We start from the raw sequence: 23,309 nt of genomic DNA, 5'->3' as shown, positions 1-23,309 counted from the left end.
GGTTCAGCTCGATAATGGGACTTGTCACTTGTTCAGGGTTTCGAGGGCCAGCAGCAGATCCTGCCAGGCCTTGCGTTTCTCCAGGGGGGCGCGCAGCAGGTAAGCGGGGTGGTAGGTGATGACCAGCGGGATGCCTTCGTACTGGTGCACCCGTCCCCGCAGCTTGCCGATCGCTTCGGTGGTTTTCAGCAGATTCTGCGCGGCGATGCGGCCCGCGGCAAGGATGATGCGGGGCCTGATCAGCGCGATCTGGCGCTTGAGATAGCTTTCGCAGGCAGCGGCCTCTTCCGGCTTGGGGTCACGGTTGCGCGGCGGGCGGCATTTGAGGATGTTGGCGATGTAGACGTCTTCGCGCTTCAAGCCGATGGCCCGCAGCATCTCGTTGAGCAGTTGGCCGGCGCGGCCGACGAAGGGTTCGCCCTGCAGGTCTTCCTGTTCGCCGGGGGCTTCGCCGATCACCATCCAGGTGGCCTGGCGGTTGCCGACGCCGAACACGGTCTGGGTGCGGGTGCAATGCAGTTCGCAACGGGTGCAGGCGGAGACTTCCGCCGCGAGGCTGTCCCAATCGTCCGTTGCCGGAGTTTTGGAAACGGGCGATTCCCGGACCGGCATTTCCCGTTCGCATTCGGTCGCCGCCAGCGGGGGAGCCGACTCCGCGCTCTGCTCGGCCGGCGGGCGCCGCAGCTTCCAGACCGGGATGCCCATGGCGTCCAGGTACTGGAGGCGGAGCCGCTCTTTCAGGTCAGGTTCCTCAGACATCCCCGACTTGCGGGTGGGTGCGCTGGATGGGCGCCAGCAGCTTGTTCACCGCGTTGATATAGGCCTTGGCCGAGGCGATCACGATGTCGGTGTCGGCGCCCTGGCCGTTGACGATGCGCCCGCCTTTCTCGAGTCGCACGGTGACCTCGCCCTGGGCGTCGGTGCCGCTGGTGATGTTGTTGACCGAGTACAGCGTCAGCGCGGTGTTGGTGTGCAGCAGCGATTCGATGGCCTTGAGGCTGGCGTCCACAGCCCCGCCGCCGCTCGATGCGCCGGTGCGCTCCTCGTTGTCGACCTTGATGGTCACCTGGGCGTGGGGAATCTCGCCGGTTTCCGAGCAGACCCGCAACGCGACCAGCTTGACCCGTTCGTCCTCGGCTTCGGTGCCCGCTTCGGTGATGAGGGCCTGGAGGTCCTCGTCGAAGATCTCGTGCTTCTTGTCGGCCAGCACCTTGAAGCGCTGGAACACCGAATTCAGCTCCTCTTCCGAGGCGAATTCGATGCCGAGTTCCTGCATCCGGGTGCGGAACGCGTTGCGGCCGGAGTGCTTGCCCAGCACCATGCGGTTGGCGCTCCAGCCCACGTCCTCGGCGCTCATGATCTCGTAGGTTTCCCGGCTCTTGAGCACGCCGTCCTGGTGGATGCCGGACTCGTGGGCGAAGGCGTTGGCGCCGACGATGGCCTTGTTGGGCTGGATCGGGAAGCCGGTGATGCTGGACACCAGCTTGGAACAGGCGACGATTTCCCGGGTGTCGATGTCGCTGTGGCAGGGGAAGATGTCCTTGCGGGTGCGCACCGCCATGACGATCTCTTCCAGCGCGGCGTTGCCGGCCCGCTCGCCCAGGCCGTTGATGGTGCATTCCACCTGGCGCGCGCCGTGCAGCACGGCGGCCAGCGAATTGGCGACCGCGAGCCCCAGATCGTTGTGGCAATGGACCGAGAACACGGCCTTGTCGGCGTTCGGAATCCGCTCGATCAAGTGGCCGATCATGCGGCCGAACTGCTCGGGGAAAGCATAGCCCACGGTGTCGGGGATGTTCAGCGTGGTCGCGCCGGCTTCGATCACGGCTTCCAGGATACGGCAGAGGAAATCCTCCTCGGAGCGTCCCGCGTCCTCGGGCGAGAATTCCACGTCGTCGGTGTACTGGCGGGCGCGCTTGACGGCCTTCACTGCGTATTCCACCACCTGGTCGGGCGACATCTGCAGCTTGTGCCGCATGTGGATGGGGGAGGTAGCGATGAAGGTGTGGATGCGGGCGCGCTGGGCGTCCTTCAGGGCTTCGCCGGCGCGGTCGATGTCGCGGTCGAGGGCGCGGGCCAGGCCGCACACGCGGCTGTCCTTGATGGTCCGGGCGACGGCCTGGACGGCCTCGAAATCGCCGGGGCTGGCGGCGGGAAAGCCCGCCTCGATGACGTCGACCTTCAGGCGCTCCAGCGCCCGGGCGATGCGGACCTTCTCATCGCGGGTCATGGACGCGCCGGGGCTCTGCTCCCCGTCGCGCAAGGTGGTGTCGAAAATGATCAGTTTGTCGTGCATGGCGAAACTCCGCTCAGGGCCGCCGGTTCGATGCGGACGGCCGGTTTTGTGCGTCCGGAAATATTTGGGGGTATATCGAAAAGGTTCGCGTGTTCTGCCCCTCAGGGCAGGAGCAGGCGGAGAAGACCGAAAGACGACAGGACGGGTGCCTTGGCACCGGCAGCCGGTGCGGCATCGAAGCGGAAGGAGGGCAGGTTCGACATGATGCGTTTCATTGGCTTGGAATATACACAGCCCCGGCCGGCTTGCCAATGGACGCCTTCAGGCGCGCCGCTCGCCGCGCCGCCGTTTCAGCAGGGCCAGCGTCAAGGCGGGGCCCGACAGGGCATAGGCGCCGAAGAACAGGAACAGCACCAGCGGCGGGTTGGAAAACAGCACCGCGAAGATCAGCATCACGAAGATGGCGTTGACGAACGGCACGCGCCCGCGCAGGTCGACGTCCTTGAAACTGTAGTAGCGGAAGTTGCTGACCATCGCCAGCCCCGTGGCGATGGATAGCCCTAAGGCGATGTAGCGCATGGTCTCGCCGCTCAAGCCCTGGTCCACCGAGAACCAGACGAAGCCGGCCAGGATGGCGGCGGCGGAGGGGCTGGGGAGGCCCTGGAAATAGCGCTTGTCGGCGGTGGCGATCTGGGTGTTGAAGCGGGCCAGGCGCAGCGCGCCGCCGGCGGTATGGACGAACGCGGCGACCCAGCCGAGCTTGCCCAGGGTGGACAGCGACCAGATGTAGACCACCAGGGCGGGCGCGGCCCCGAATGAGATCATGTCGGCCATGCTGTCGTATTCCGCCCCGAACGCGCTCTGGGTGTTGGTCATCCGGGCGACCCGGCCGTCCATGCCGTCCAGGATCATGGCGACGAAGATCGAAATCGCGGCCAGCTCGAAGCGCTGGTTGAGCGCCGCAGTGATGGCGTAGAAGCCGGCGAAGAGCGCGGCCGTGGTGAAGAGGTTGGGCAGCAAATAGATGCCGCGCCGACGTTTGGGATTGGGTGAGGAATTGTCTTCCATGGTGGAAAATTGTCGTGCCGGCACGGAAATCCGCGCCGGCACAAAGTATCAGTTCTTGCTCGTGTCCACAATGCGGTTGGCCTTGATCCACGGCATCATGTCGCGCAGCTTGGCGCCGGTGCTTTCGATGAGGTGCTCGCGGCCGAGGCGGCGCTTCGCCTTCAGGGTGGCGGCGCCGGCCTGGTTTTCCAGGATGAATTCGCGCGCGAACTCGCCGGTCTGGATCTCGCGCAGGATCTTCTTCATTTCCTGCTTGGTCTGCTCGGTGACGACGCGCGGACCGCGGGTCAGGTCGCCGTATTCGGCGGTGTTGGAGATCGAATAGCGCATGTTGGCGATGCCGCCTTCGTACATGAGGTCGACGATCAGCTTGAGTTCGTGCAGACACTCGAAATAGGCCATCTCCGGCGCGTAACCGGCTTCGACCAGTGTCTCGAAACCGGCCTGCACCAGCGCGGTGGCACCTCCGCACAGGACCGCCTGTTCGCCGAACAGATCGGTTTCGGTCTCCTCACGGAAGCTGGTCTCGATGATGCCGGCCCGGCCGCCGCCGTTGGCCGAGGCATAGGACAGCGCCAGTTCCTTGGCGCGGCCGCTGGCGTCCTGGTACACCGCGATCAGCGAGGGCACGCCGCCGCCCTGGGTGTAGGTCGAACGCACCAGATGGCCGGGGCCCTTGGGCGCGATCATGATCACGTCGAGGTCGGCGCGCGGGGTGATCTGCTCGAAGTGGATGTTGAAGCCGTGGGCGAAGGCGAGGGCGGCGCCCTGCTTGATGTTCGGTGCGATCTGTTCGTTGTAGAGGCGGGCCTGGTGCTCGTCCGGCGCCAGGATCATGATGACGTCCGCCTGTTTGACCGCATCCTCGACCGACGCGACCGCGAGACCGGCGTTCTCGGCCTTCTTGGCGGAAGCCGAACCCGGACGCAGACCCACCACGACCTGCACCCCGGAATCCTTGAGGTTGTTGGCGTGGGCGTGGCCCTGCGAGCCGTAGCCGATGATGGCGACCTTCTTCCCCTGGATGATGGAAAGGTCGGCGTCTTTGTCGTAGTAAATCTGCATGGAACTTCCTCTCGTTGCGCTTTCTTTAAGGGCAGGTTGCTAGGGGGAAAACCCTGGGGCGGGATCAGACGTGGAGTCCGCGTTCTCCGCGCAGGATGCCGGTGGTGCCGGAACGCACCACCTCGATGATGTCTTCGTCCCGCAGGGCTTGCAGGAAGGCATCCAGCTTGGATTTTTCGCCGGTGACTTCGATCACGTAGCTGGCCGGCGCGACGTCGATGATGTTGCCGCGGAAGATGTCGGCCAGGCGCTTGACCTCTTCGCGGCCGCCGTTGGTCGCGCGTACCTTGACCAGCATCAGCTCGCGCTCGATATGGGCCGATTCCGACAGGTCGATCAGCTTGACCACGTCGATCAGCTTGTTCAGCTGCTTGGTGATCTGTTCGATGATGTCGTCGCTGCCGGAGGTCACGATGGTCATGCGCGACAGCGTCGGGTCCTGGGTCGGCGCCACGGTGAGCGACTCGATGTTGTAGCCGCGGGCGGAGAACAGGCCGGCAACCCGCGACAGCGCGCCCGATTCGTTTTCGAGCAATACGGAAATGATGTGTCGCATGATCAGGCGAGCTCCCTGTCGACCGCGGTGCCGGGCGCCAGGCGCATCTCGTGCTGGGCTTTGCCGGATTCGATCATGGGGTAGACGTTTTCGGTGGGATCGGTCAGGAAATCCATGAACACGGTGCGGTCCTTGAGTTTCAGGGCTTCTTCCAGGGCCGGGCGCACGTCGGCCGGCTTATCGATGCGCATGCCGACGTGGCCGTAGGCTTCGGCCAGTTTGACGAAGTCCGGCAGGGTCTCCAGGTAGGAATGCGAGTAGCGGCTTTCGTAGATGAACTCCTGCCATTGCCGCACCATGCCCATGTAGCCGTTGTTCAGGTTGACGATCTTGACCGGGGTACGGTACTGCAGGGCGGTGGCCAGTTCCTGGATGCACATCTGGATGCTGGCTTCGCCGGTGACGCAGACGACTTCCTCCTCCGGATGCGCCAGCTTGATGCCGATGGCGGCCGGCAGGCCGAAGCCCATCGTGCCGAGGCCGCCGGAATTGACCCAGCGGCGCGGCTTGTCGAACTTGTAGTACTGCGCCGCCCACATCTGGTGCTGGCCGACGTCGGAGGCCACGAAGGCGTCTCCGCGCGTCAGATCCCAAAGCTGTTCGACCACATATTGCGGCTTGATCCTGTCGCTGGTGCGGTCGTAGCGCAGGCAGTCGAGGCTGCGCCACTGGTCGATCCTCGCCCACCAGGCCTTCAGCGCCTCGGCGTCCGGCGCGCGGCCGCTGGCCTTGATCAATTCGATCATGTCGGCCAGCACCGGCGCGACTTCGCCGACGATGGGAACGTCCACCTTGACGGTCTTGGATATCGAGGCCGGGTCGACGTCGATGTGGACGATCTCGGCATCCGGGCAGAATTCGGCGATCTTGCCGGTGACGCGGTCGTCGAAGCGGGCGCCCACGGCGAGCAGCACGTCGCAGTCGTGCATCGCCATGTTGGCTTCGTAGGTGCCGTGCATGCCGAGCATGCCGACGAACTGGCGGTCGGTGGCCGGGTAGCCGCCCAGGCCCATCAGGGTGTTGGTGATGGGGAAATTCAACAGCCGCGTCAGTGCGGTCAGTTCGTCCGCGGCGTTGCCGAGGATGACGCCGCCGCCGCTGTAGATCATCGGACGCCGGGCCGACAGCAGCAGCTCCACCGCCTTTCTGATCTGGACCGGATGGCCTTTCACCGAGGGGTTGTAGGACCTCAGCGAGACGCTGCGCGGATAGTCGTAGGGAATCTTGACGTTTGGATCGGTGACGTCCTTGGGGATGTCGATCACGACGGGGCCCGGGCGGCCCGTGGTCGCGATGTAAAAAGCTTTCTTGAAGGTCTCGGCCAGCTTGTGGATGTCCTTGACCAGGAAGTTGTGCTTCACGCAGGGACGCGTGATGCCGACGATGTCGGCCTCCTGGAAGGCGTCGCTGCCGATGACGGGCAGGGGCACCTGGCCGGTGATGACGACCAGAGGGATCGAGTCCATGTGGGCGGTGGCGATGCCGGTGACGGCATTGGTCGCGCCGGGGCCCGAGGTCACCAGGACCACGCCGGGTTTTCCGGTGGAGCGCGCATAGCCGTCGGCGGCATGGGTCGCGCCCTGTTCGTGGCGTACCAGGATGTGCTTGACATCGTCCTGCTTGAACAGCGCGTCGTAAATATGCAGCACTGCACCGCCCGGATAGCCGAAGATGAATTCCACACCTTCGTCTTTCAGGCACTGGACGACGATTTCCGCACCGCTGAGTTCCACGCTTCGGCCCCTCTTTACTGATCAGGCGCTTGCGAGCGCCCGTTGCAAACCGCTCCGGTGGGGAGCGCGCAAGTGAAAAGTGGAGAACCGTACCCGGAACTACGTGTTACGTCAAGACAGACGGGTTTCGAAACCCCGGGTCACTTCCCTGCGATGCGGCCGCGGGGCCGTCGTCAATGCCTCAGCGCCGCCGGACCCGCGGCAAGCTTTTCCTGCCGCTGAAACCGGGCCAGCGCCGCGTTCAGCGTGCTGCAAAGCCGCAGGAACGCTTCGGGGTGGATGTGCAGGCTCGCATAGCCCACTTTCAGGTGGAAGCAGGCGCAGTCCGGGCAATAATCGACGCGGCAGAGGCCGTCGCCCGCCAGCTTTCTGACGCGACAAGGGGTGTTCTTCATGGCGGTGGTTCCTCGAAGGCTCGTGATGGTGTCACGCCCGTCTATCCCAGCGACTCGACGAGGCGCCAGTAGGTCCGCATGTACAGATAGGTACAGCGCTCCTGCGGCGGTTCATCGAATTGCGGGTGGGAGAGCAGCCGGTCGAGGCAGTTGGCGATGTTGCCGGCGATCGAGGGGGAAGGGGTCCTGGCGTATTGCATCAACAGCGAGCGCAGTATGCCTACCAGGACGTCGGTGGAAATTTGCGGCTCCGCAAGTGTCGAAGGATGGGGATTCATGGGGAGGCTCCTCAAGCTGGGTTGGGACGCATGTTCTCTTCGGGCTCCGCGCCTGAGCGGCGCCCTTGACGTTAATGATAACAATTCTCATTTAAGTGTCAACCGTGGCCGAGCACCGGTTTTCGAATCCGTGATCCCGGGTTCGCAGTCGCCGGGGCTGAGGCATCTTCAGGGAGACGGCGGAGGTTTGCCCTGTTCGTATAGTTCGATTATTATTGAAACATCGAAATCACGGGCGCATTGCCGAACTTAGGACGCCGGTGTACGGAGCCGGGGTGCTCGCACGCGAGCGCTTTCCGGCAGTTGTGACAGTCTTGGATGAACGATCAGGAGAGCCGTATGAAACGTTTGCATGTCCACATTTCGGTTGCCGATATCGAATCGAATATCGGTTTCTACAGCGCCGTGTTCGGCTCCGAGCCGACGGTGCGGAAGCCCGATTACGCCAAGTGGATGCTGGACGACCCGAAGGTCAACTTCGCCATCTCCAGCCGCAGCGGCAAGACCGGGCTGGACCATCTCGGCATCCAGGCCGAAGACGACGCCGAGCTGGCCGAGCTGAAACAGCGTCTCGACCGCGCCGATACGCCGATCGCCGAACAGAAGGGCACCGGTTGCTGCTACGCGGTATCGGACAAATACTGGGTGCTCGATCCGCAGGGCATTCCCTGGGAATCCTTCCATTCGCTGGGCGAGATTCCGGTATTCGGCGAGGCGCCCAAGGCCGAAACGGGCTCCCAGTCGGCTTGCTGCGCTCCGGAGGTGAGTGCAAGCCCGTCCAAGTGTTGCGGGTGACAACATCGAACAATGTTCTGCCCCGAGGTCCGGCAAGCTCTAAGACGCGAAACGGGAACTGACGGAATCCGCGCGCTTGCCGGGCGCGGCTATCCGACGCGTTGTTGAAAGACCTGATCGAACATTTTTCCCGCCTACCGCTGGGCAATCGTAACGTCTGCGCGCCAAGATGGTCGAGCAGGATTGGGTCGAGGCCGTGATCGGCCTCGGACCGAACCTGTTCTACAACTCGCCGATGGAGTCCTGCATCGTCGTCTGCAGACGGCGCAAGCCTGCCGCACGCAAGGGCAAGGTGCTGTTCATCGACGCGGTGAATGAAGTCACCCGCGAGCGCGCGCAGAGCTTCCTCAAGCCTGAACACCAGCAACGCATCCTTCAGGCTTTCCGAGCCTATGTCGCCGAGGAAGGGTTCTCGTCCGTGGCGACGCTCGACCAGATCGCCGGCAATGGCTCCAATCTGTCGATTCCGCTCTATGTCAGACGACTCTCTTCTTCCGCAGGGAGGGCCTGGGATGAGAGAGAAGCCGTCAGCCTGCGATCGGCATGGGAAAAGTGGCAGACCGACAGCCGCGCATTCTGGCAGCAGATGGATGCACTGGTGGAAACGCTCGACGGACTGACTCCGCAGGCGCCGCTGCACCTCGGTGATGTTTCCGTCAGTGCCATCATTCTTGAGGAGCGCGAAACCGGCTATTGACGCCGAAGTCGGCGCGCTTGCGGGTCTTTGACGACCGGCGGATAATTGGACTTACTTTTTGTCTTACTATTCGAGCTTCCTATGTCGATTGCCACCACCACCCTATCCAGCAAGGGGCAAGTCGTCATCCCAAAGGAAATTCGCGACGAGCTGCATTGGGAAGCGGGCACTGAGCTGACACTGATTTCCAGCGCTTCTGGCGTTACGCTCAAGGCCGTGCCGAAAAAAACCGGCCGCAATCTGGCGGATCTGATCGGTATGCTCAAGCACGACGGCCCGCCGCTATCCACCGAAGAGTTATGCAAGCCCGTAGAACTCACCGACGAGGAATGCCAGGAATACAAAAAATGATCGCCTTTGACACCAATCTGTTGGTGCGGGCGCTGGTCGTCGACAATCCCGATCAGGTCGCCGTCATTCGGCAACTGATCGCCAGCGACACCATTTTCATCTCGCGCACGGTGCTGCTGGAAACCGAATGGGTTTTGCGCTCTCGCTACAAGAAAACCCGTCGCCAACTCACGGCGTTTTTCACGGCGCTTCTGGAAATCGATGGTACGGTCGTCGAGGATGCCGAAGCCATCAGCCATGCGCTGGATTGGTATGCCAAGGGCGCCGATTTCGCCGACGCCTTGCATCTGGCAGTCTGCGGTAACGCGGTCCTGCACACCTTTGACCGGGACTTTTGCAAAGCCGCGCGGGAAGCCGGTATCGCGCCGGAGGTGCGGGTTTGGGAGGTTTGAAGCCGGGCTGGAAGGACTGGCGCTTCGAGCAGATCGCAATGGGGCCAATCTGTCCATTCCGCTGTACGTGAAGCGGGCGACGAACGGCAACGGAACCCATGAAGCCGTCAGCCTGCGCGCGGCCTGGGAGCCATGCCAAAGCGACGGACGCGTCTTCTGGCAGCAGATGGATGCCCTGGTGGAAACTCTCGATGGCTTGGGAGAGGGCAGTTATAATTTACCAATTTGGTAAATAGTGATAGGATAGGGGTCGATTTGGATATCCAGTTTCGGAACAAGAAAATCCGCGAGCTGTGTGAGAAACAGGCCGTCGCCGAGAAGAAGCTCGGGGCGGCCTGTGCGCGTAAGCTGCTGTTGCGCCTTCAGCAGATGGAAGCCGCCGCGCGGGTAACTGAGCTGGTCGCCGGCAATCCTCACCCGCTCAAAGGTGACCGTGATGGCCAGTTCGCGCTTGAACTTGCCGGGGGCTGGCGGCTGGTATTTGCCCCGGCAAACGATCCCTGCCCAATCCGGCCAGACGGCGGTGTCGACTGGACCCAGGTCACCATCGTGAGTATTGAATACATTGGGGACTACCATGACTGAACTGAGTGCTCCTTTCGCGCCAGACCGGGTCTTGCCCCCTGGTGAAACCATTCTGGATGTCGCTGAAGAGCGTGGTTGGACGCAAGCCGAACTCGCCCAGCGCCTGGGCTACAGCGAAAAACACATCAGCCAGCTGATCAACGGCAAGGTGCCGGTCACCCTGGATGCCGCGCAACGCCTGGAGCGGGTGCTGGGCAGCACCCTGGACTTCTGGCTGGCACTGGAGGCCAACTACCAGAAGCACCTGGCTCGGCTGGAGGCTGAGCAGCGCCACGCCGACTGGGTGCCCTGGCTGGAGGAGCTGCCGCTGAAGGATCTGATGGCCAACGGCGCCATCGAGAAACAGCGACTGGTGGCCAGGAACAAGCCCGGGCTGGTTCAAGCCTGCCTGCGCTTCTTTGGCGTAGCCTCACCCGACGACTGGCGTGCCCACTACGGCGGCATGGAAATGGCCTTCCGCCGCAGCCGCGAGGAACAGTGCGACGTGGGCGCTATATCCGCCTGGTTGCGTCTGGGCGAACAGCAGGCCGAGCAGCTGGATGGGCCGAAATACCCCAAATACAACAGGGCCCGATTCCAGCAGGCGCTGCAAAGTATTCGCGGCCTCACCTGCTTGCCCCCGCAAGAGTTCGAGCCGCAAATGCGCAAGCTGCTGCATGACGTCGGTGTGCTTCTGGTTTTGGTGCCGGCGATCCCTCGCGCCCATGTCAGTGGCGTGGCGCGCTGGTTGGGTGCTTCCCGCCCGTTGATCCAGCTTTCCCTGTACGGCAAGACCAACGACAAATTCTGGTTCACCTTCTTCCATGAGGCGGCGCATATTCTTCTGCACGCGAACAGCAAGGAAGAGAAAAAATCCATCTTCCTCGATGACCCCAATGCCGCGCATACCGAAGACCCGCGAGAGCATGAGGCGAGTCAGTGGGCAGGGAGTCTTCTGATCCCGGAAGAGTATGCCGAGAGGCTACCGACTCTGACTTCCGAGGCGGCGATTCTCGCATTCGCCAAAGAAATCGACATTCACCCTGGCATTGTCGTGGGTCGCTTGCAGCATGATGGGATCCTGCCGTTTGCCACGGTATTGAACCGACTGAAACAGAGCTTCCAGTTAAGGACGGCTGAGAATGGCTGAAATGGCGTCGCTCAAGCCCGGCTGGAAGGACTGGCGCTTCGAGCAGATCGCAACCAACGTCAATGTCCGTATCGACAATCCATCCGAATCCGGCATGGAGCATTACGTCGGCCTGGAACATCTCGATCCCGATTCGTTGCGCATTCGTCGTTGGGGCGGCCCGGACGATGTGGAAGCCACCAAGCTGGTGTTCAAGAAGGGCGATATCATTTTCGGCCGGCGCCGGGCTTACCAGCGCAAGCTGGGCGTAGCCGAGTTCGACGGCATCTGCTCGGCCCACGCGATGGTGCGTCGCGCCAAGCCCGAAGCCGTGCTGCCGGAGTTCCTGCCCTTCTTCATGCAGAGCGATCTGTTCATGGATCGGGCGGTGGAGATTTCTGTCGGCTCTCTTTCGCCGACGATCAACTGGAAGACGCTCGCGATTCAGGAGGTTGCGCTGCCGCCGCTGGAGGAGCAGGTGCGAATCGTCGATCTGGCTAGCGCCCATCATGCGTGTGTCGAAAGCTGTCGGCAGTTGGTCACTTCGTGGAGTCGCTACTGCTATCGCGCACTCAAGAAATCTTTTCCGGTAACCCGCAAGGCCACGTAGACATCAAGCGCGTCGGAGATATTGCTGACGTTCAGTACGGCCTGGGATGAACAGTTGGCCGTCTGCTATCACCAGAACCACTTGATTCGTGTTCGTTGCCGTGAAAACGCTGTTGCTCGATATGTCCTACATCCGGCAGTATTACCGACCGCATTTCCAATCTTCGGCGTCCAGCGAACGCAGCTTGCACCAGGCGTAGACCGCCGGGATGACCACCAGGGTCAGGACGGTGGAGGAGACCATCCCGCCGACCATGGGCGCAGCGATGCGGCGCATGACTTCGGAGCCGGTGCCGGTGCTCCAGAGGATGGGCAGGAGGCCGGCCATGATCGCCGTCACGGTCATCATCTTCGGCCGCACCCGCTCCACCGCGCCGGCCATGACGGCGCGATAGAGATCCTCCGTCCCGGCCGTGCGGCCTGCCCGGCGGGCTTCCTCGCGCAGTTCCTTCCAGGCGTGGTCGAGATAGATCAGCATGACCACGCCTGTTTCCGCGGCGACGCCGGCCAGGGCGATGAAGCCGATGCCCACGGCGATGCTCAGGTTGTAGTCCAGCAGCCACAGCAGCCACACGCCGCCGACCAGGGCGAACGGCACCGAGGCCATCACGATCAGGGTTTCGGTCAGCCGTCCGAAGTTGAGGTACAGCAGGACGAAGATCACGGCGAGGGTGAGCGGCACCACCAGCAGCAGGCGCTGTTCGGCCCGCTGCAGGTATTCGAACTGCCCGCTCCAGGTGATGAAATAGCCGGGCGGGAGTTTCACCGCCGCCTGCACCGCCCGCCGCGCCTCCTCGACGTATCCGCCGATGTCGCGTCCGCGCAGGTCGACGAACACGTAGGCCGATAGCAGAGCGTTCTCGGTGCGGATGCCGGGGGCGCCCAGCGTGAGCGAGATGTGGGCGAGCTGGCCGAGCGGGACGTTGGCGCCGGAGTCAGCTCCGCTGCTCTTCGAGTCAGTGGGAATCAGGATGTGGCTGCCCAGCCCCACGGGGTCGTCCCGCAATTCGCGCGGATAGCGCACGATCACGCCGAAGCGCTCGCGTCCTTCCACCGTGGTGGTGACGGTTTCGCCGCCCAGCGCGGTGGCGATCACCTCCTGCAGGTCGCCGACGGTCAGGCCGTAGCGCGCCAGCTGGGTGTAATCCGGTTCGATGTTGAGGTAATGGCCGCCGGTGACGCGCTCGGCGTACACGCTGGTCGTGCCCGGCACGGACTTGATGGCCTGTTCGATCTGGCGGGCGATGCGGTCCAGGGTTTCCAGGTCCCGGCCGAACACCTTGACGCCGATGGGGGTGCGGATACCGGTGGAGAGCATGTCGATCCGGTTCTTGATCGGCATGGTCCAGGCGTTGGTGACGCCGGGAATCTGCAGCGCCTGGTCCATCTCGGCGACCAGCTTGTCGATCGTCATGCCCGGCCGCCAGTCCTTTTCCGGTTTCAGGTTGACCAGGGTCTCGGCCATTTCCAGCGGCGCCGGGTCGGTGGCGGTCTGGGCGCGGCCGGCCTTGCCGAACACCGAGGCGACCTCTGGGAAGCGCTTCAGGATGCGGTCCTGGGTCTGCAGCAGTTCCGACGCCTTGGTGATGGAGATGCCGGGGAGGGTGGTCGGCATGAACAGCAGGGTGCCTTCGTTCAGCGTGGGCATGAATTCGCTGCCGAGGCGCGAGGCGGGATAGAGCGTCGCCGCCAGGACGGCGAGGGCGCCGGCGAGGGTCAGGGCCTTGTGGCGCAGCACGCCCCGGATCACGGGGCGGTACATCCCGATGAACAGCCGGTTCACCGGGTTGCGCCGCTCCGGCAGAATGTGGCCGCGCACGAACAGCAGCATCATGACCGGCACCACCGTGACCGACAGCAGAGCGGCGCCGGCCATGGCGAAGGTCTTGGTGTAGGCCAGGGGGTGGAACAGCCGGCCTTCCTGGGCTTCCAGCGCGAATACGGGGAGGAACGACACGGTGATGATCAGCAGGCTGAAGAACAGGGCCGGCCCCACTTCCCGGCAGGCGGCGCGGATCAGCTCGATCCGGGGCCGGCCGGGATCGCGCTCCAGATGCTTGTGGGCGTTCTCGATCATGACGATGGCGGCGTCGACCATGGCTCCGATCGCGATGGCGATGCCGCCCAGGCTCATCAGGTTCGAATTCAGGTCCATGGCGCGCATCACGATGAAGGCGATCAGGATGCCGACCGGCAGCATCAGGATGGCGACCAGGGCGCTGCGCAGATGGAAAAGGAACAGCGCGCAGACCGCGGCGACCACCGCACTTTCCTCCAGCAGGGTTTCGCGCAAGGTGGCGATGGCGCGCAGGATCAGTTCCGAGCGGTCGTACACCGGCACGATGTCGACGCCTTCGGGCAGGCCGGGGGCGATTTCCAGCAGCCTGGCCTTGACGCTGCCGATCACGTCCAGCGCGTTCTGGCCGTAGCGGGCCAGGGCGATGCCGGACACCACCTCGCCTTCGCCGTTCAGTTCGGCGATGCCGCGGCGTTCGTCCGGCACCAGCTCCACCCGTGCCACGTCGCGGATCAGCACCGGGATGCCGCCTGCGGCCTTCACCACCAGTTGCTCCAGGTCGGGAATGCCGTGCAGGTAACCGCGCCCGCGCACCATGTATTCGGTTTCCGCCAGCTCGACCACGCGCCCGCCGACGTCGGTGTTGCTGGCGCGGATCACCTCGATGATCTTCCTCAAGGGCACGCCGTAGGCCTGCAGCTTGTGCGGATCGACGGTGACCTGGTACTGCTGGACGAAGCCGCCGATGCTGGCGACCTCGGCCACGCCCTGCGCCTTGCTGAGCTGATAGCGCAGAAACCAGTCCTGCAGCGTGCGCAGCTCGGCCAGGGTGTGGCCGGCGCCGGTGAGCGCGTACTGGTAAACCCAGCCGACCCCGGTCGCGTCCGGGCCGATGCGCGGGGTGACGTTCTTGGGCAATTTCGCGGCAGCGGCGTTGAGGTATTCCAGCACCCGCGAGCGTGCCCAGTAGATGTCGGTGCCGTCGTCGAAGATGACGTAGACGTAGGAGGCCCCGAAGAACGAGAAGCCCCGCACGACCTTGGAGCGGGGCACGTTCAGCATCGATGTGGTCAAAGGATAGGTGACTTGGTCCTCCACGACCTGTGGCGCCTGGCCCGGGAACTCGGTGTAGACGATGACCTGGGCGTCGGACAGGTCGGGGAGGGCATCCAGCGGGGTGCGAACGACGGCATAGATGCCGGCGGCGACCACGGCGACCGTCGCCAGCAGCACCAGAAATACATTGCGCAGGGACCAGTCGATGACGTGCGCGAGCATCTCAATGGCCTCCGTGCATCGAATGGTCGGGAGCGGCGGTCGGAGCGGGCGAGGGCTGGCCGGTCGAAAAACTGCCGATCGCCGCACGCAGGTTGCTCTCCGAATCGATCAGGAAATTGGCGCGGGTCACCACCTCTTCGCCTTCGCTCAGTCCCCGGCGGATTTCGGTGTACCCCTCCACCCGCTGGCCGGTTTCCACCGGCCGGGGTTCGAAGCTGCCTTCGCCCAGGCGGACCAGCACCAGTTGCCGGGTGCCGCTGTCGAGCACGGCGGAGTCGGGCACCGCCAACACCGGCGCGGTATCCGCAGCGGCTTGCAGTTCGACGTCGCCGTACATCGCCGGCTTGAGCACCTGCTTCGGATTGGCCAGTTCGAAGCGCACGCGCGCCGTGCGCACGGCGTCGGTTACCGTGGGATAGACATAGCTCACCCGGCCATCGAAGCTTCGGTCCGGATAGGCGTTGAAGCCGATGCGGGCGGTCTGCCCAACCCGGACGTGGCCGAGGTCCTGCTCGAAGATCGAGGCGATGACCCAGACCGTCGACAGATCGGCGATGCGGAACAAGGTGTCGCCGGGCAGGAAGCGCATGCCCTGCAGCGCATTCTTCTCCAGCACGATGCCGTTCACCGGCGAAGCGAACGGGACCCGGTGCTGGATTTCGCCGCTGGCCTCGAACCGGCGCAGCCAGGGTTCCGGAACGCTCCAGTTGCGCAGCCGCTGGATCGCGCCTTCGCGCAAGGCCCGGCTGGCCTCGCCGGAGCCGGCGATGCGATATTCCTCCTGGGCCGAGACGAGTTCCGGGCTGTAGGCTTCCAGCAGCACTTCGCCCTGCCGCACCGGCTGGCCGGTGGTGTTGACGCCCAGGCGTTCGATCCAGCCCTCGAAGCGCGGCGCAATCGCGTGGACCCGCCGCTCGTCGATCTCTACCACGCCCAGCGCCCGGATGACGTGGGTCAGGACCCGGCGCTGAGCCGGCTCGGACCGTACCCCCAGCTTCTGGACCTTCTCCGGGCCGAGGCTGACCACCGCTTCGCTGGGGCCGCCTGTCGGCGCCAGGTCTTCGGCGTAGACCGGCACGTAGTCCATGCCCATGTCGTCCTTCGTCGGTACCGGCGAAGTGACCTGCGGGTTCATCGGGTTGCGGTAGAACAAGGGATGCCTCTCGGTCACGGTTTCCGGGGCGAGTGAAGGCGGTGGCGCGGTTTTACGTCCCAGCCAGTAGCCGCCGACGCCGGTGCCGGCCAACGCCAGGAGGAGCAAGATCAGACGTACAGACGGTTTCATAGCGTTTCCTTGCCGAGGGCGGCGGCCAGGCGGGCGAGCGCCTGCTGGGAGGTGGTGAGGGCGTTCCAGTACTGCACCTGGTAATCGAACACTGAGAGCTGGGCGCGCAGCACGTCGGCGAAGGCGATCTTGCCCACCCGGTAGCTGGCGGTCAGGGAATCCAACGTGCCGCGCGCCTGGGGGAGGAGCTCCTTCTCGAACAGGCTCAGGCGCTCGTGGGCATGGTGGTAGGCGGCCAGCGCGGTGGTCACGTCGGCCTGGACGCTGCGTTCGGCATCATGCAGCGCGTAGCGTTCCCGCATCAGTTCGCTCTGCCTCTGGTCGACCTGCTTGGACTGCTTGGTGGCGGCGTACAGCGGCAGGTTCATGCTCAGCCGGAAGTTGGCAAAGTCGCTGCGGAATTCGCCGTTCGGCGCGTTCTGGCGGAAGGCGTAGCCGAAGCCGAGGTTGAGGTCGGGCAGGTACTCCTTTTTCGCCAGATCGAGGCGGTTCTGGGCGGCTTCGATGGCCGCCTGTTTCTGGGCCAGCAGCGGCCGCTGGGCCTGGGCCTGGTCGAGCAGCGCCGGCTCGGCCGACAGTTCGGGAAAACTGAATGCGGCTTCGCTGGGCAGTTCCAGCGCGCTGTCGCTGGAGCGGTCGAGCAGCACGTTGAGACGGGCCGCCTCACCGTGGCGCATGTTGATCAGCTCCAGGGTCTTGTCGCGCAGCTTGGTGAGTTCCAGCCGGGCCAGCAGGCTGTCCGACTGTTCCGCCTGGCCGAGCCGGTAGCGCTGGTCGGCGATGTCCGCCAGCTTGGCCATCCAGTCCCGGCTTTCGGCGAGGATGCCGAGGGTGCGGTCGTAATAGAAAAGCGCCCACCAGCTCAGGCGGATGTCCCGGGCCAGCCGGAGCCGCGCTTCATCGGCATCCTTGGCCGCGCCGATGGCTTCCTGCTGCGCCGCCCGTTCGGCCAGGCCGAGCTTGCCCGGAAAGGGAAGCTGCTGGCTGACGGCGACCTCCATCATGGTCATCTGGTCCTGGTTCAGGCTGAAATCGTTGGTCGGGACGTTCAGCGCGCCGAAGCTCAGGAAAGGATCGGGCAGGCTGCCGGCCTGGGGCGGAACGCTGGCCAGGGCGTCGGCGCGGGCCTTGATTTCGGCCAGCCCCGGATTGCCGGCCAGCGCCTGGTTCAGCGCCTGTTCCAGGGAAAGCGGACCGGCCTGGGCGGGCACGGCCAGGCAGACGATCAGCAGAAGAGCGAAGTCCGATCGTCTGTACGATGGGTGTAGCGAAAACATGGAATGCTCCTTTTTCGGACGCAATCGAGCGGCGATTCCCTCCCGGTCCGGCGCGGACGCGGCAGGCCAATCGCGTTGCGGTCAGCGATGGAAAAGGAGCGCTAATTCAGCAGGACGCAGAAGCGTAGAGCGACGGGAACCTTGGGAAGCGGGGGAGACCGCCGCAGGTAGTGGTGATCCGGCAGCCGCAGGATCGCGGTCCACAGGCCGGCGACAACCAGCAGGCAAAGCGTGAGGAGTTTCACCCCAAGACCGGTGCCCGCCTTGTCGATGGCGATGTCGTCTTCGTCCACGGCCTGCAGGCCGAAACAGGAGGCCTGTTTGGCGCAGCCGTCCGGTGGTGTCGGGGAGGATTCATCGTGCTCCGGCATTCCGGCGCAATGTTCCGCGGCCTGCTCGGCCTGCGGCATGCCTCCCATCAGGCAGACCGTGCCGGCCGAGGACAAAAGCCAGACGCACAGGCTCAGCACCGCGCAGAGGCGGCAGGCGAGCGAGCGGCGGATTTGCGCGGGCGAAGGCATCGACATGGCGACGAATAAAACCATTTTGGTGGCCATCGCGCAACCGCGAATGCGTTTTGGCCTCCCACTTGCCGGTCCAGCGGATACAACTGTGGGAGCGGGCTTTAGCCCGCGATCGGCCTCAGGCATAGTCGCGGGCTAAAGCCCGCTCCCACGGATATTTCACAGCGACTCTTCGGTGAGGGGCATGAGCCCCCGCAGATTGCGGAAACTGCTGGAGCGCACGATGTCCAGGAAATCCCCCATGTAGGCCGACTGCGCCATGTCTTCCGTGGTGGCGGCATACAGCGCGCTCCACAGGCCGGTTTCGCCGATCGGCTTGGCCAGCACGTATTCCCGTTCGAGGTAGCCTTGCACGGTCCAGTTGGGCAGGGCGGCGATGCCGCGGCGGCTGGCGACGAGCTGCAGGATGGCGACGGTGAGTTCGGCGGTGCGCCGCTTGGGCTCGATGCCGCGGGGCTTGAGCACCTTGCGGACGATGTCCAGCATGTCCTCCGGCACCGGATAGCTGAGCAGGGTTTCCTCGGCGAAATCCTCCGGCGCCAGGAAGGCTTTGGGCGCGAGCGGGTGCTGGCGCGACACCAGCCCCACGATCTCGAACCGGAACAGCGGATGGAAGGCGATGCCCTCGCGCGCCTGGGGTTCGGACACCACCACCAGCTCGGCGCGGTCCTCACGCAGCAACCCTAAGGGATCGGCGTGGAAGCCGGAGACCAGGTCCAGCTCGACCTCCGGCCAGTGTTCGCGGAACTGGTCCATCGCCGGCATCAGCCAGTCGAAGCAGGTGTGGCACTCCACTGCGATCCGGAGCTGGCCGCTGTTGCCCTGGGCGATGCGGGCGACGTCGCGTTCGGCTTCCCGCACCGCCTTCATCACCGTCTCGGCCAGGCTGTGCAGGCGCTGGCCCGCGGGCGACAGGCGCAAGGGCTGGGTCTTGCGCTCGAACAGCACCACGCAGTAATGGTCTTCCAACTGCTTGATCTGGTGCGAGATGGCCGACTGGGTGAGGAAGACCCGCGTCGCCGCCTTCGACAGCGTGCCGGTTTCCACCAGGGCCAACAGGGTTTGCAGGTGGCGGAGTTCCAATAGAGATGGCTTCATGAATGAAATCGATAACTACGATGAAAATATTGAGTTTGAATAATAATCACCCTGTCCCGATCATGCCAGCTCTCAATTCGATGAGCACGAGGAGGCAGATATGGCAGTCACACATTCCCTGGGATTTCCCCGCATCGGCGCAGGCCGCGAGCTGAAGCAGGCCGTCGAAGCCTATTGGGCCGGCCGGACCGGCTCGGCGGAACTGGCGCAGACCGGCCGGGAGTTGCGCGAGCGGCATTGGATGATCCAGAGCGGTTCCGGCATCGACCTCGTGCCGGTCGGCGATTTCGCCTGGTACGACCAGATGCTGAACATGACGGCACTGCTTGGTGCGGCCCCCGACCGGTTCGGCTTCCAGGCGGATGTTCTGACGCTGGACCAGTATTTCCAGCTCGCTCGGGGCAATGCCGAACAGCCGGCGATGGAAATGACCAAGTGGTTCGATACCAACTACCACTACATCGTCCCCGAGTTCGACCGGGAAGCCAGCTTCGGTCCGGGTGCCGAATGGCTGTTCGACGAAGTGGAGGAGGCCAAGGCCCTGCGGCTCAACCCCAAGCCAGTGCTGATCGGACCGCTGACCTATCTCTACCTGGGCAAGGAAAAGCAGGCCGGCTTCAGCCGCCTGGAACTCCTGCCGCGGCTGCTGCCGGCCTATGCCTCGATCCTGCGGCGCCTGCATGCCTCCGGCGTGCACTGGGTGCAGATGGACGAGCCGATCCTGGGCCTGGACCTGCCGCCGGAATGGATCGAAGCCTACGCGCCGGCCTACGCCGCCCTGGCGGAAGCCGGCCCCAAGCTGCTGCTGGCGACGTATTTCGCTTCGGTGGCGGAGCACGCGGTATGGCTCAAGTCCTCGGCTGTCGCCGGTCTGCATATCGACGCAGTGCGGGCGCCGGAACAGATCGCGGATTTCATGAAGGATTTCCCGGCGGACAAGGTGCTTTCCCTGGGGCTGATCGACGGCCGCAACGTCTGGCGCACCGACCTCCGTCGCGCGCTGGACCTGGCGGAAAACGCCTGTTCGGTCTTGAGCGATAGACTGTGGCTCGCGCCCAGTTGCTCCCTGCTGCACGTGCCGCAGGACCTGGACCTGGAAACCTCGCTGAATCCCGAGATCAAGGCCTGGCTCGCCTTCGCCGTGCAGAAGCTGGAGGAGCTGGCCGTGATCGACAAAGGTTTGCGGCTGGGGCGGCAGGCCGTCGCCACGGAACTCGCGGAACAGGAGCGCTTGCTGCAGGCTCGGGCGCAATCGCCGCTGACCCATGATCCCGACGTCAAGCGGCGGCTGGAGGGTTTGAGCGATGCCGATTTCCGCCGCTACTCGCCGTTCGCCGAGCGCTCTCCGCTGCAGCGCGAGCGGCTGCGCCTGCCGCCGTTTCCGACCACCACCATCGGCTCCTTTCCCCAGACGCCGGCGATCCGCAAGACGCGGGCTGCCCACCGCAGCGGCGAGCTGAACGAGGGGGCCTATCGGGATGCGATGCGGGCCGCCATCCGCGAAGCCGTCAGCAAGCAGGAAGCCCTGGGGCTGGACCTGCTGGTGCACGGCGAGGCAGAGCGCAACGACATGGTGGAGTATTTCGGCGAGCAACTGGCCGGTTACGCCTTCACCCGGCACGGCTGGGTGCAGAGCTACGGCTCCCGCTGCGTCAAGCCGCCCATCATCTACGGCGACGTGGCGAGACCCGAGCCGATGACGGTGGAATGGATCGGCTACGCCCAGAGCCTGACGAAGAAACCCGTGAAGGGCATGCTGACGGGGCCGGTGACAATGCTGCAATGGTCCTTCGTGCGGGACGACCAGCCGCGCGCGGTGACGGCCCTGCAGATCGCGCTGGCGATCCGGGACGAGGTGGCCGACCTGGAAGCCGCCGGCGTGGCTGCGATCCAGATCGACGAGCCGGCATTCCGCGAGGGGCTGCCGCTCAAGGCCGCCGACCGGGTCGATTATCTGGATTGGGCGGTCAAGGCGTTCCGGCTCGCCTCCTGCGCCGTCGCCGACGATACCCAGATCCACACCCACATGTGTTATTCCGAGTTCGGCGACATCCTGCCGGCCATCGCCGCGCTGGATGCCGACGTCATCACCATCGAAACCTGCCGCTCGGCCATGGACCTGCTGGAAGCCTTCGGCGCCTTCGGCTATCCCAACGACATCGGCCCCGGCGTCTACGACATCCATTCGCCGCGGGTTCCGGCCGGCGCCGAGATGCGGGCGCTGCTGGAAAAGGCGGCCGCGGCGGTCGATCCGGAGCGGCTGTGGGTCAACCCGGACTGCGGCCTGAAAACCCGCCAGTGGCCGGAAGCGGAGCAGGCGCTGGCGAACATGGTCGAGGCGGCCAGGGCCATGCGTGAGGAGAAGTCGCCGGCCAGATCGGCGGCGTAAATGGGGGCTTCGAACCGGACATGAATCTAAACTCTTTTGTTGAGCTCTCCCTGGAAACCGTTCGTCGTGAGCCTTTCGGCACGCTCAGGGAGAACGGAATTTTTGCGAGTTCATATAGAGGAATTTAGGCATTGGAACAAAATAAATCTGCCATATGAATGCTACGGCAGGATCGTATAATTCCATTCGCCATGGAAGGCATGGCGCTGTATTTTGAGGCCGTCCATTTCCGCGTCGGTGACCTTGATCCCTTTGGGATATTCGCTATCGTCCAGTTCGCAATAGACCCGCAAGCCTTTGCGATTGGTCGTCGAGGCAATCAAATTCACCACGACCTCGTGACTGATGAGCGGACGACCGCGCCAATTCATCGTGATAAAGGAAAATAGGCGATGCTCAATCTGGTTCCATTTGCTGGTTCCCGGCGGGAAGTGACACACCGTGATGGCCAGTCCTAACTCGGTGGCTAATGCCTGAAGCTCCCGCTTCCATAAGCGCACACGCGAGCCATTGCTCCCACCGCCATCGGCCGTAATCAACAAGTGCCGTGCCTTCGGATAACACGGTGCGCCCATGGAGTGCCACCAGCGGCGAATACTTTCCACCGCGAATTGCGCGGTGTCGTGATCCGTCCCGACATTGACCCAGCCGATATTCAACGTCGGATCGTAAATGCCATACGGTGCCACCTTCCCCAGTTCGGGGTCTTGAAAATCATACACCCGAACGGCTTCCGGCTGCCCTTCGGGGCGCCATTCCAGGCCCTGTTGCTTGAAATTCCCGACCAGTTCCTTCTTCTTGGTGTCCACCGAGATGACCGGATCGCCCCGCCCTTGGAACTGCTTCACCTGGGTGTAGATATGCTCGAACTGGGCATTGCGATCCGGATGCGAACCGCCCTCCAAGGTTTTTCGATTACCTTGCAGGCTATAGCCCAGCGCGCGGAGCAGTTCGCCCACCATCCGATGGCTGGTTCGGTGCCCCATCTCAGTGAGGGCTTCGGCCAATTGCCGAGTGCTCTTACACGTCCAACGCAACGGGGATTCCGGATCCCCGCGCGTCACCGGATCAATCAATCGCTCCAAATCGGCCTTCAGGGTGGAGTCCTGGTCAACCGTCCGTTTCCGGCCTGCCCCCTTCCGGCGAATACGGCCCTGAGGCAAGGCATTCTGTTGTTCCAACTCTTGGCAGCCTTGACGAATCGCCTCTCGACATAAACCGGTTTCCCGTGACACAGCCGAGATTCCGCCTCGGCCAATCGCCAGCGCCTCCGCCCCGGCAACCAAGCGCCGCAGACGCTCGTCCAGGTACCGATCGAGTTTCTCAAAGCGCTTCTTGATTGCGGCATGTTCCATACCGCAACTTTAAAACAAACCCCTCAGTATTTGGAAGAGTTATTTTGTTCCAATGCCTTAGGATGAATGAAAACGGCGGGTAGGGCGGAACCGTCTTCTCGGGTTCCGCCATTCCGAAACGGCTTTCACACCGGCGAGTTCAGGATTCGGGCGGTTTCGCGAGGTGGTTGGATATCGCGGCGATGTCCGCAGATCATTTCGATCTTGGCGGATCGCCT

Annotated in this window: 22 protein-coding genes; 8 read left to right on the top strand and 14 right to left on the bottom strand. The window is 63.9% G+C overall.

All coding sequences use genetic code 11. The features are described from left to right. Positions 1–24: 24 nt before the first annotated feature. From ABZN20_RS08055 to ABZN20_RS08020, 8 genes are all read right to left on the bottom strand, one after another. On the bottom strand, positions 25–759 hold the full coding sequence (locus ABZN20_RS08055) for a uracil-DNA glycosylase (RefSeq protein ID WP_218807415.1): 735 nt from the start codon (positions 757–759) through the stop codon (positions 25–27). Further along, a complete protein-coding gene (locus tag ABZN20_RS08050) occupies positions 752–2,296 on the bottom strand; it encodes a 2-isopropylmalate synthase (protein WP_367027315.1) in 1,545 nt (514 codons plus the stop codon). The genes ABZN20_RS08055 and ABZN20_RS08050 overlap by 8 nt, the downstream gene beginning before the upstream one ends. A 261-nt stretch (positions 2,297–2,557) precedes the next feature. Further along, positions 2,558–3,304, bottom strand: a complete 747-nt coding sequence (gene pssA, locus ABZN20_RS08045; protein ID WP_367027314.1) for a CDP-diacylglycerol--serine O-phosphatidyltransferase — start codon at positions 3,302–3,304, stop codon at positions 2,558–2,560. Between the two features lie 48 nt (positions 3,305–3,352). Then, entirely contained in the window at positions 3,353–4,369 is a 1,017-nt protein-coding gene (gene ilvC, locus ABZN20_RS08040; RefSeq protein WP_218807412.1) for a ketol-acid reductoisomerase, read from the bottom strand. A gap of 64 nt (positions 4,370–4,433) precedes the next feature. Continuing rightward, the gene (gene ilvN, locus ABZN20_RS08035; protein WP_367027313.1) at positions 4,434–4,925 is read right to left on the bottom strand and encodes an acetolactate synthase small subunit; all 492 of its coding nucleotides are present in this window, start codon (positions 4,923–4,925) and stop codon (positions 4,434–4,436) included. Between the two features lie 2 nt (positions 4,926–4,927). Further along, positions 4,928–6,658 (bottom strand): acetolactate synthase 3 large subunit, encoded by a 1,731-nt coding sequence (locus ABZN20_RS08030; RefSeq protein ID WP_367027312.1) that lies wholly within the window; start codon positions 6,656–6,658, stop codon positions 4,928–4,930. 173 nt (positions 6,659–6,831) lie between these two features. Next, a complete protein-coding gene (locus tag ABZN20_RS08025) occupies positions 6,832–7,053 on the bottom strand; it encodes a hypothetical protein (RefSeq protein WP_367027311.1) in 222 nt (73 codons plus the stop codon). A 41-nt stretch (positions 7,054–7,094) separates the two neighbouring features. Then, positions 7,095–7,331 (bottom strand): hypothetical protein, encoded by a 237-nt coding sequence (locus ABZN20_RS08020; RefSeq protein WP_367027310.1) that lies wholly within the window; start codon positions 7,329–7,331, stop codon positions 7,095–7,097. Positions 7,332–7,670: 339 nt separating this feature from the next. Here ABZN20_RS08020 and ABZN20_RS08015 point away from each other — a divergent pair, with 339 nt between their 5' ends. The 7 genes from ABZN20_RS08015 (at position 7,671) to ABZN20_RS07985 (ending at position 11,869) form a co-directional block, all read left to right on the top strand. Further along, a complete protein-coding gene (locus ABZN20_RS08015) occupies positions 7,671–8,126 on the top strand; it encodes an ArsI/CadI family heavy metal resistance metalloenzyme (protein ID WP_218807408.1) in 456 nt (151 codons plus the stop codon). Between the two features lie 169 nt (positions 8,127–8,295). Continuing rightward, on the top strand, positions 8,296–8,823 hold the full coding sequence (locus tag ABZN20_RS08010) for an N-6 DNA methylase (RefSeq protein ID WP_367027309.1): 528 nt from the start codon (positions 8,296–8,298) through the stop codon (positions 8,821–8,823). Between the two features lie 81 nt (positions 8,824–8,904). Continuing rightward, positions 8,905–9,174 (top strand): AbrB/MazE/SpoVT family DNA-binding domain-containing protein, encoded by a 270-nt coding sequence (locus ABZN20_RS08005; protein ID WP_218807406.1) that lies wholly within the window; start codon positions 8,905–8,907, stop codon positions 9,172–9,174. Then, on the top strand, positions 9,171–9,566 hold the full coding sequence (locus tag ABZN20_RS08000) for a type II toxin-antitoxin system VapC family toxin (RefSeq protein WP_367027308.1): 396 nt from the start codon (positions 9,171–9,173) through the stop codon (positions 9,564–9,566). The genes ABZN20_RS08005 and ABZN20_RS08000 overlap by 4 nt, the downstream gene beginning before the upstream one ends. Before the next feature lie 255 nt (positions 9,567–9,821). Then, positions 9,822–10,151, top strand: coding sequence for a type II toxin-antitoxin system RelE/ParE family toxin (locus tag ABZN20_RS07995; protein ID WP_255556541.1), 330 nt, complete (start codon positions 9,822–9,824; stop codon positions 10,149–10,151). Next, on the top strand, positions 10,144–11,280 hold the full coding sequence (locus tag ABZN20_RS07990) for a helix-turn-helix domain-containing protein (RefSeq protein WP_218807403.1): 1,137 nt from the start codon (positions 10,144–10,146) through the stop codon (positions 11,278–11,280). The genes ABZN20_RS07995 and ABZN20_RS07990 overlap by 8 nt, the downstream gene beginning before the upstream one ends. Beyond that, positions 11,273–11,869, top strand: a complete 597-nt coding sequence (locus tag ABZN20_RS07985) for a restriction endonuclease subunit S (protein WP_218807402.1) — start codon at positions 11,273–11,275, stop codon at positions 11,867–11,869. Before ABZN20_RS07990 ends, ABZN20_RS07985 begins: the two co-directional genes overlap by 8 nt. Before the next feature lie 141 nt (positions 11,870–12,010). On the opposite strand, the gene ABZN20_RS07980 is transcribed toward ABZN20_RS07985, so the two are convergent. The 5 genes from ABZN20_RS07980 to ABZN20_RS07960 form a co-directional block, all read right to left on the bottom strand. Continuing rightward, on the bottom strand, positions 12,011–15,163 hold the full coding sequence (locus ABZN20_RS07980) for an efflux RND transporter permease subunit (protein ID WP_367027307.1): 3,153 nt from the start codon (positions 15,161–15,163) through the stop codon (positions 12,011–12,013). Position 15,164: 1 nt separating this feature from the next. Continuing rightward, complete coding sequence (locus ABZN20_RS07975; RefSeq protein ID WP_367027306.1) at positions 15,165–16,448, bottom strand: efflux RND transporter periplasmic adaptor subunit; 1,284 nt, start codon at positions 16,446–16,448, stop codon at positions 15,165–15,167. Further along, positions 16,445–17,725 (bottom strand): TolC family protein, encoded by a 1,281-nt coding sequence (locus ABZN20_RS07970; protein WP_367027305.1) that lies wholly within the window; start codon positions 17,723–17,725, stop codon positions 16,445–16,447. Before ABZN20_RS07970 ends, ABZN20_RS07975 begins: the two co-directional genes overlap by 4 nt. A 101-nt stretch (positions 17,726–17,826) precedes the next feature. Next, the gene (locus ABZN20_RS07965; RefSeq protein ID WP_367027304.1) at positions 17,827–18,270 is read right to left on the bottom strand and encodes a hypothetical protein; all 444 of its coding nucleotides are present in this window, start codon (positions 18,268–18,270) and stop codon (positions 17,827–17,829) included. A 138-nt stretch (positions 18,271–18,408) separates the two neighbouring features. Then, complete coding sequence (locus tag ABZN20_RS07960; RefSeq protein ID WP_367027303.1) at positions 18,409–19,347, bottom strand: LysR family transcriptional regulator; 939 nt, start codon at positions 19,345–19,347, stop codon at positions 18,409–18,411. 100 nt (positions 19,348–19,447) lie between these two features. Here ABZN20_RS07960 and metE point away from each other — a divergent pair, with 100 nt between their 5' ends. After that, a complete protein-coding gene (metE, locus tag ABZN20_RS07955; RefSeq protein WP_367027302.1) occupies positions 19,448–21,736 on the top strand; it encodes a 5-methyltetrahydropteroyltriglutamate--homocysteine S-methyltransferase in 2,289 nt (762 codons plus the stop codon). A gap of 161 nt (positions 21,737–21,897) precedes the next feature. Here metE and ABZN20_RS07950 read toward each other — a convergent pair whose 3' ends face one another. Continuing rightward, positions 21,898–23,091 carry an ISAzo13 family transposase gene (locus tag ABZN20_RS07950; protein ID WP_367025483.1) on the bottom strand — a complete coding sequence of 398 codons (1,194 nt, stop codon included), beginning with the start codon at positions 23,089–23,091 and terminating at the stop codon, positions 21,898–21,900. Positions 23,092–23,309 lie beyond the last annotated feature (218 nt).

It is taken from the genome of Methylococcus sp. ANG (assembly GCF_040730495.1).
Taxonomy (GTDB): domain Bacteria; phylum Pseudomonadota; class Gammaproteobacteria; order Methylococcales; family Methylococcaceae; genus Methylococcus.
This window is presented reverse-complemented; position numbering and strand designations above follow the sequence as displayed.

Coding starts and splice junctions, on each gene's coding strand:
- ABZN20_RS08055 (WP_218807415.1), bottom strand. CDS start 759: ATGTCTGAGGAACCTGACCTGAAAGAGCGGCTCCGCCTCCAGTACCTG.
- ABZN20_RS08050 (WP_367027315.1), bottom strand. CDS start 2,296: ATGCACGACAAACTGATCATTTTCGACACCACCTTGCGCGACGGGGAG.
- pssA (WP_367027314.1), bottom strand. CDS start 3,304: ATGGAAGACAATTCCTCACCCAATCCCAAACGTCGGCGCGGCATCTAT.
- ilvC (WP_218807412.1), bottom strand. CDS start 4,369: ATGCAGATTTACTACGACAAAGACGCCGACCTTTCCATCATCCAGGGG.
- ilvN (WP_367027313.1), bottom strand. CDS start 4,925: ATGCGACACATCATTTCCGTATTGCTCGAAAACGAATCGGGCGCGCTG.
- ABZN20_RS08025 (WP_367027311.1), bottom strand. CDS start 7,053: ATGAAGAACACCCCTTGTCGCGTCAGAAAGCTGGCGGGCGACGGCCTC.
- ABZN20_RS08020 (WP_367027310.1), bottom strand. CDS start 7,331: ATGAATCCCCATCCTTCGACACTTGCGGAGCCGCAAATTTCCACCGAC.
- ABZN20_RS08015 (WP_218807408.1), top strand. CDS start 7,671: ATGAAACGTTTGCATGTCCACATTTCGGTTGCCGATATCGAATCGAAT.
- ABZN20_RS08010 (WP_367027309.1), top strand. CDS start 8,296: ATGGTCGAGCAGGATTGGGTCGAGGCCGTGATCGGCCTCGGACCGAAC.
- ABZN20_RS08005 (WP_218807406.1), top strand. CDS start 8,905: ATGTCGATTGCCACCACCACCCTATCCAGCAAGGGGCAAGTCGTCATC.
- ABZN20_RS08000 (WP_367027308.1), top strand. CDS start 9,171: ATGATCGCCTTTGACACCAATCTGTTGGTGCGGGCGCTGGTCGTCGAC.
- ABZN20_RS07990 (WP_218807403.1), top strand. CDS start 10,144: ATGACTGAACTGAGTGCTCCTTTCGCGCCAGACCGGGTCTTGCCCCCT.
- ABZN20_RS07985 (WP_218807402.1), top strand. CDS start 11,273: ATGGCTGAAATGGCGTCGCTCAAGCCCGGCTGGAAGGACTGGCGCTTC.
- ABZN20_RS07980 (WP_367027307.1), bottom strand. CDS start 15,163: ATGCTCGCGCACGTCATCGACTGGTCCCTGCGCAATGTATTTCTGGTG.
- ABZN20_RS07975 (WP_367027306.1), bottom strand. CDS start 16,448: ATGAAACCGTCTGTACGTCTGATCTTGCTCCTCCTGGCGTTGGCCGGC.
- ABZN20_RS07970 (WP_367027305.1), bottom strand. CDS start 17,725: ATGTTTTCGCTACACCCATCGTACAGACGATCGGACTTCGCTCTTCTG.
- ABZN20_RS07965 (WP_367027304.1), bottom strand. CDS start 18,270: ATGGTTTTATTCGTCGCCATGTCGATGCCTTCGCCCGCGCAAATCCGC.
- ABZN20_RS07960 (WP_367027303.1), bottom strand. CDS start 19,347: ATGAAGCCATCTCTATTGGAACTCCGCCACCTGCAAACCCTGTTGGCC.
- metE (WP_367027302.1), top strand. CDS start 19,448: ATGGCAGTCACACATTCCCTGGGATTTCCCCGCATCGGCGCAGGCCGC.
- ABZN20_RS07950 (WP_367025483.1), bottom strand. CDS start 23,091: ATGGAACATGCCGCAATCAAGAAGCGCTTTGAGAAACTCGATCGGTAC.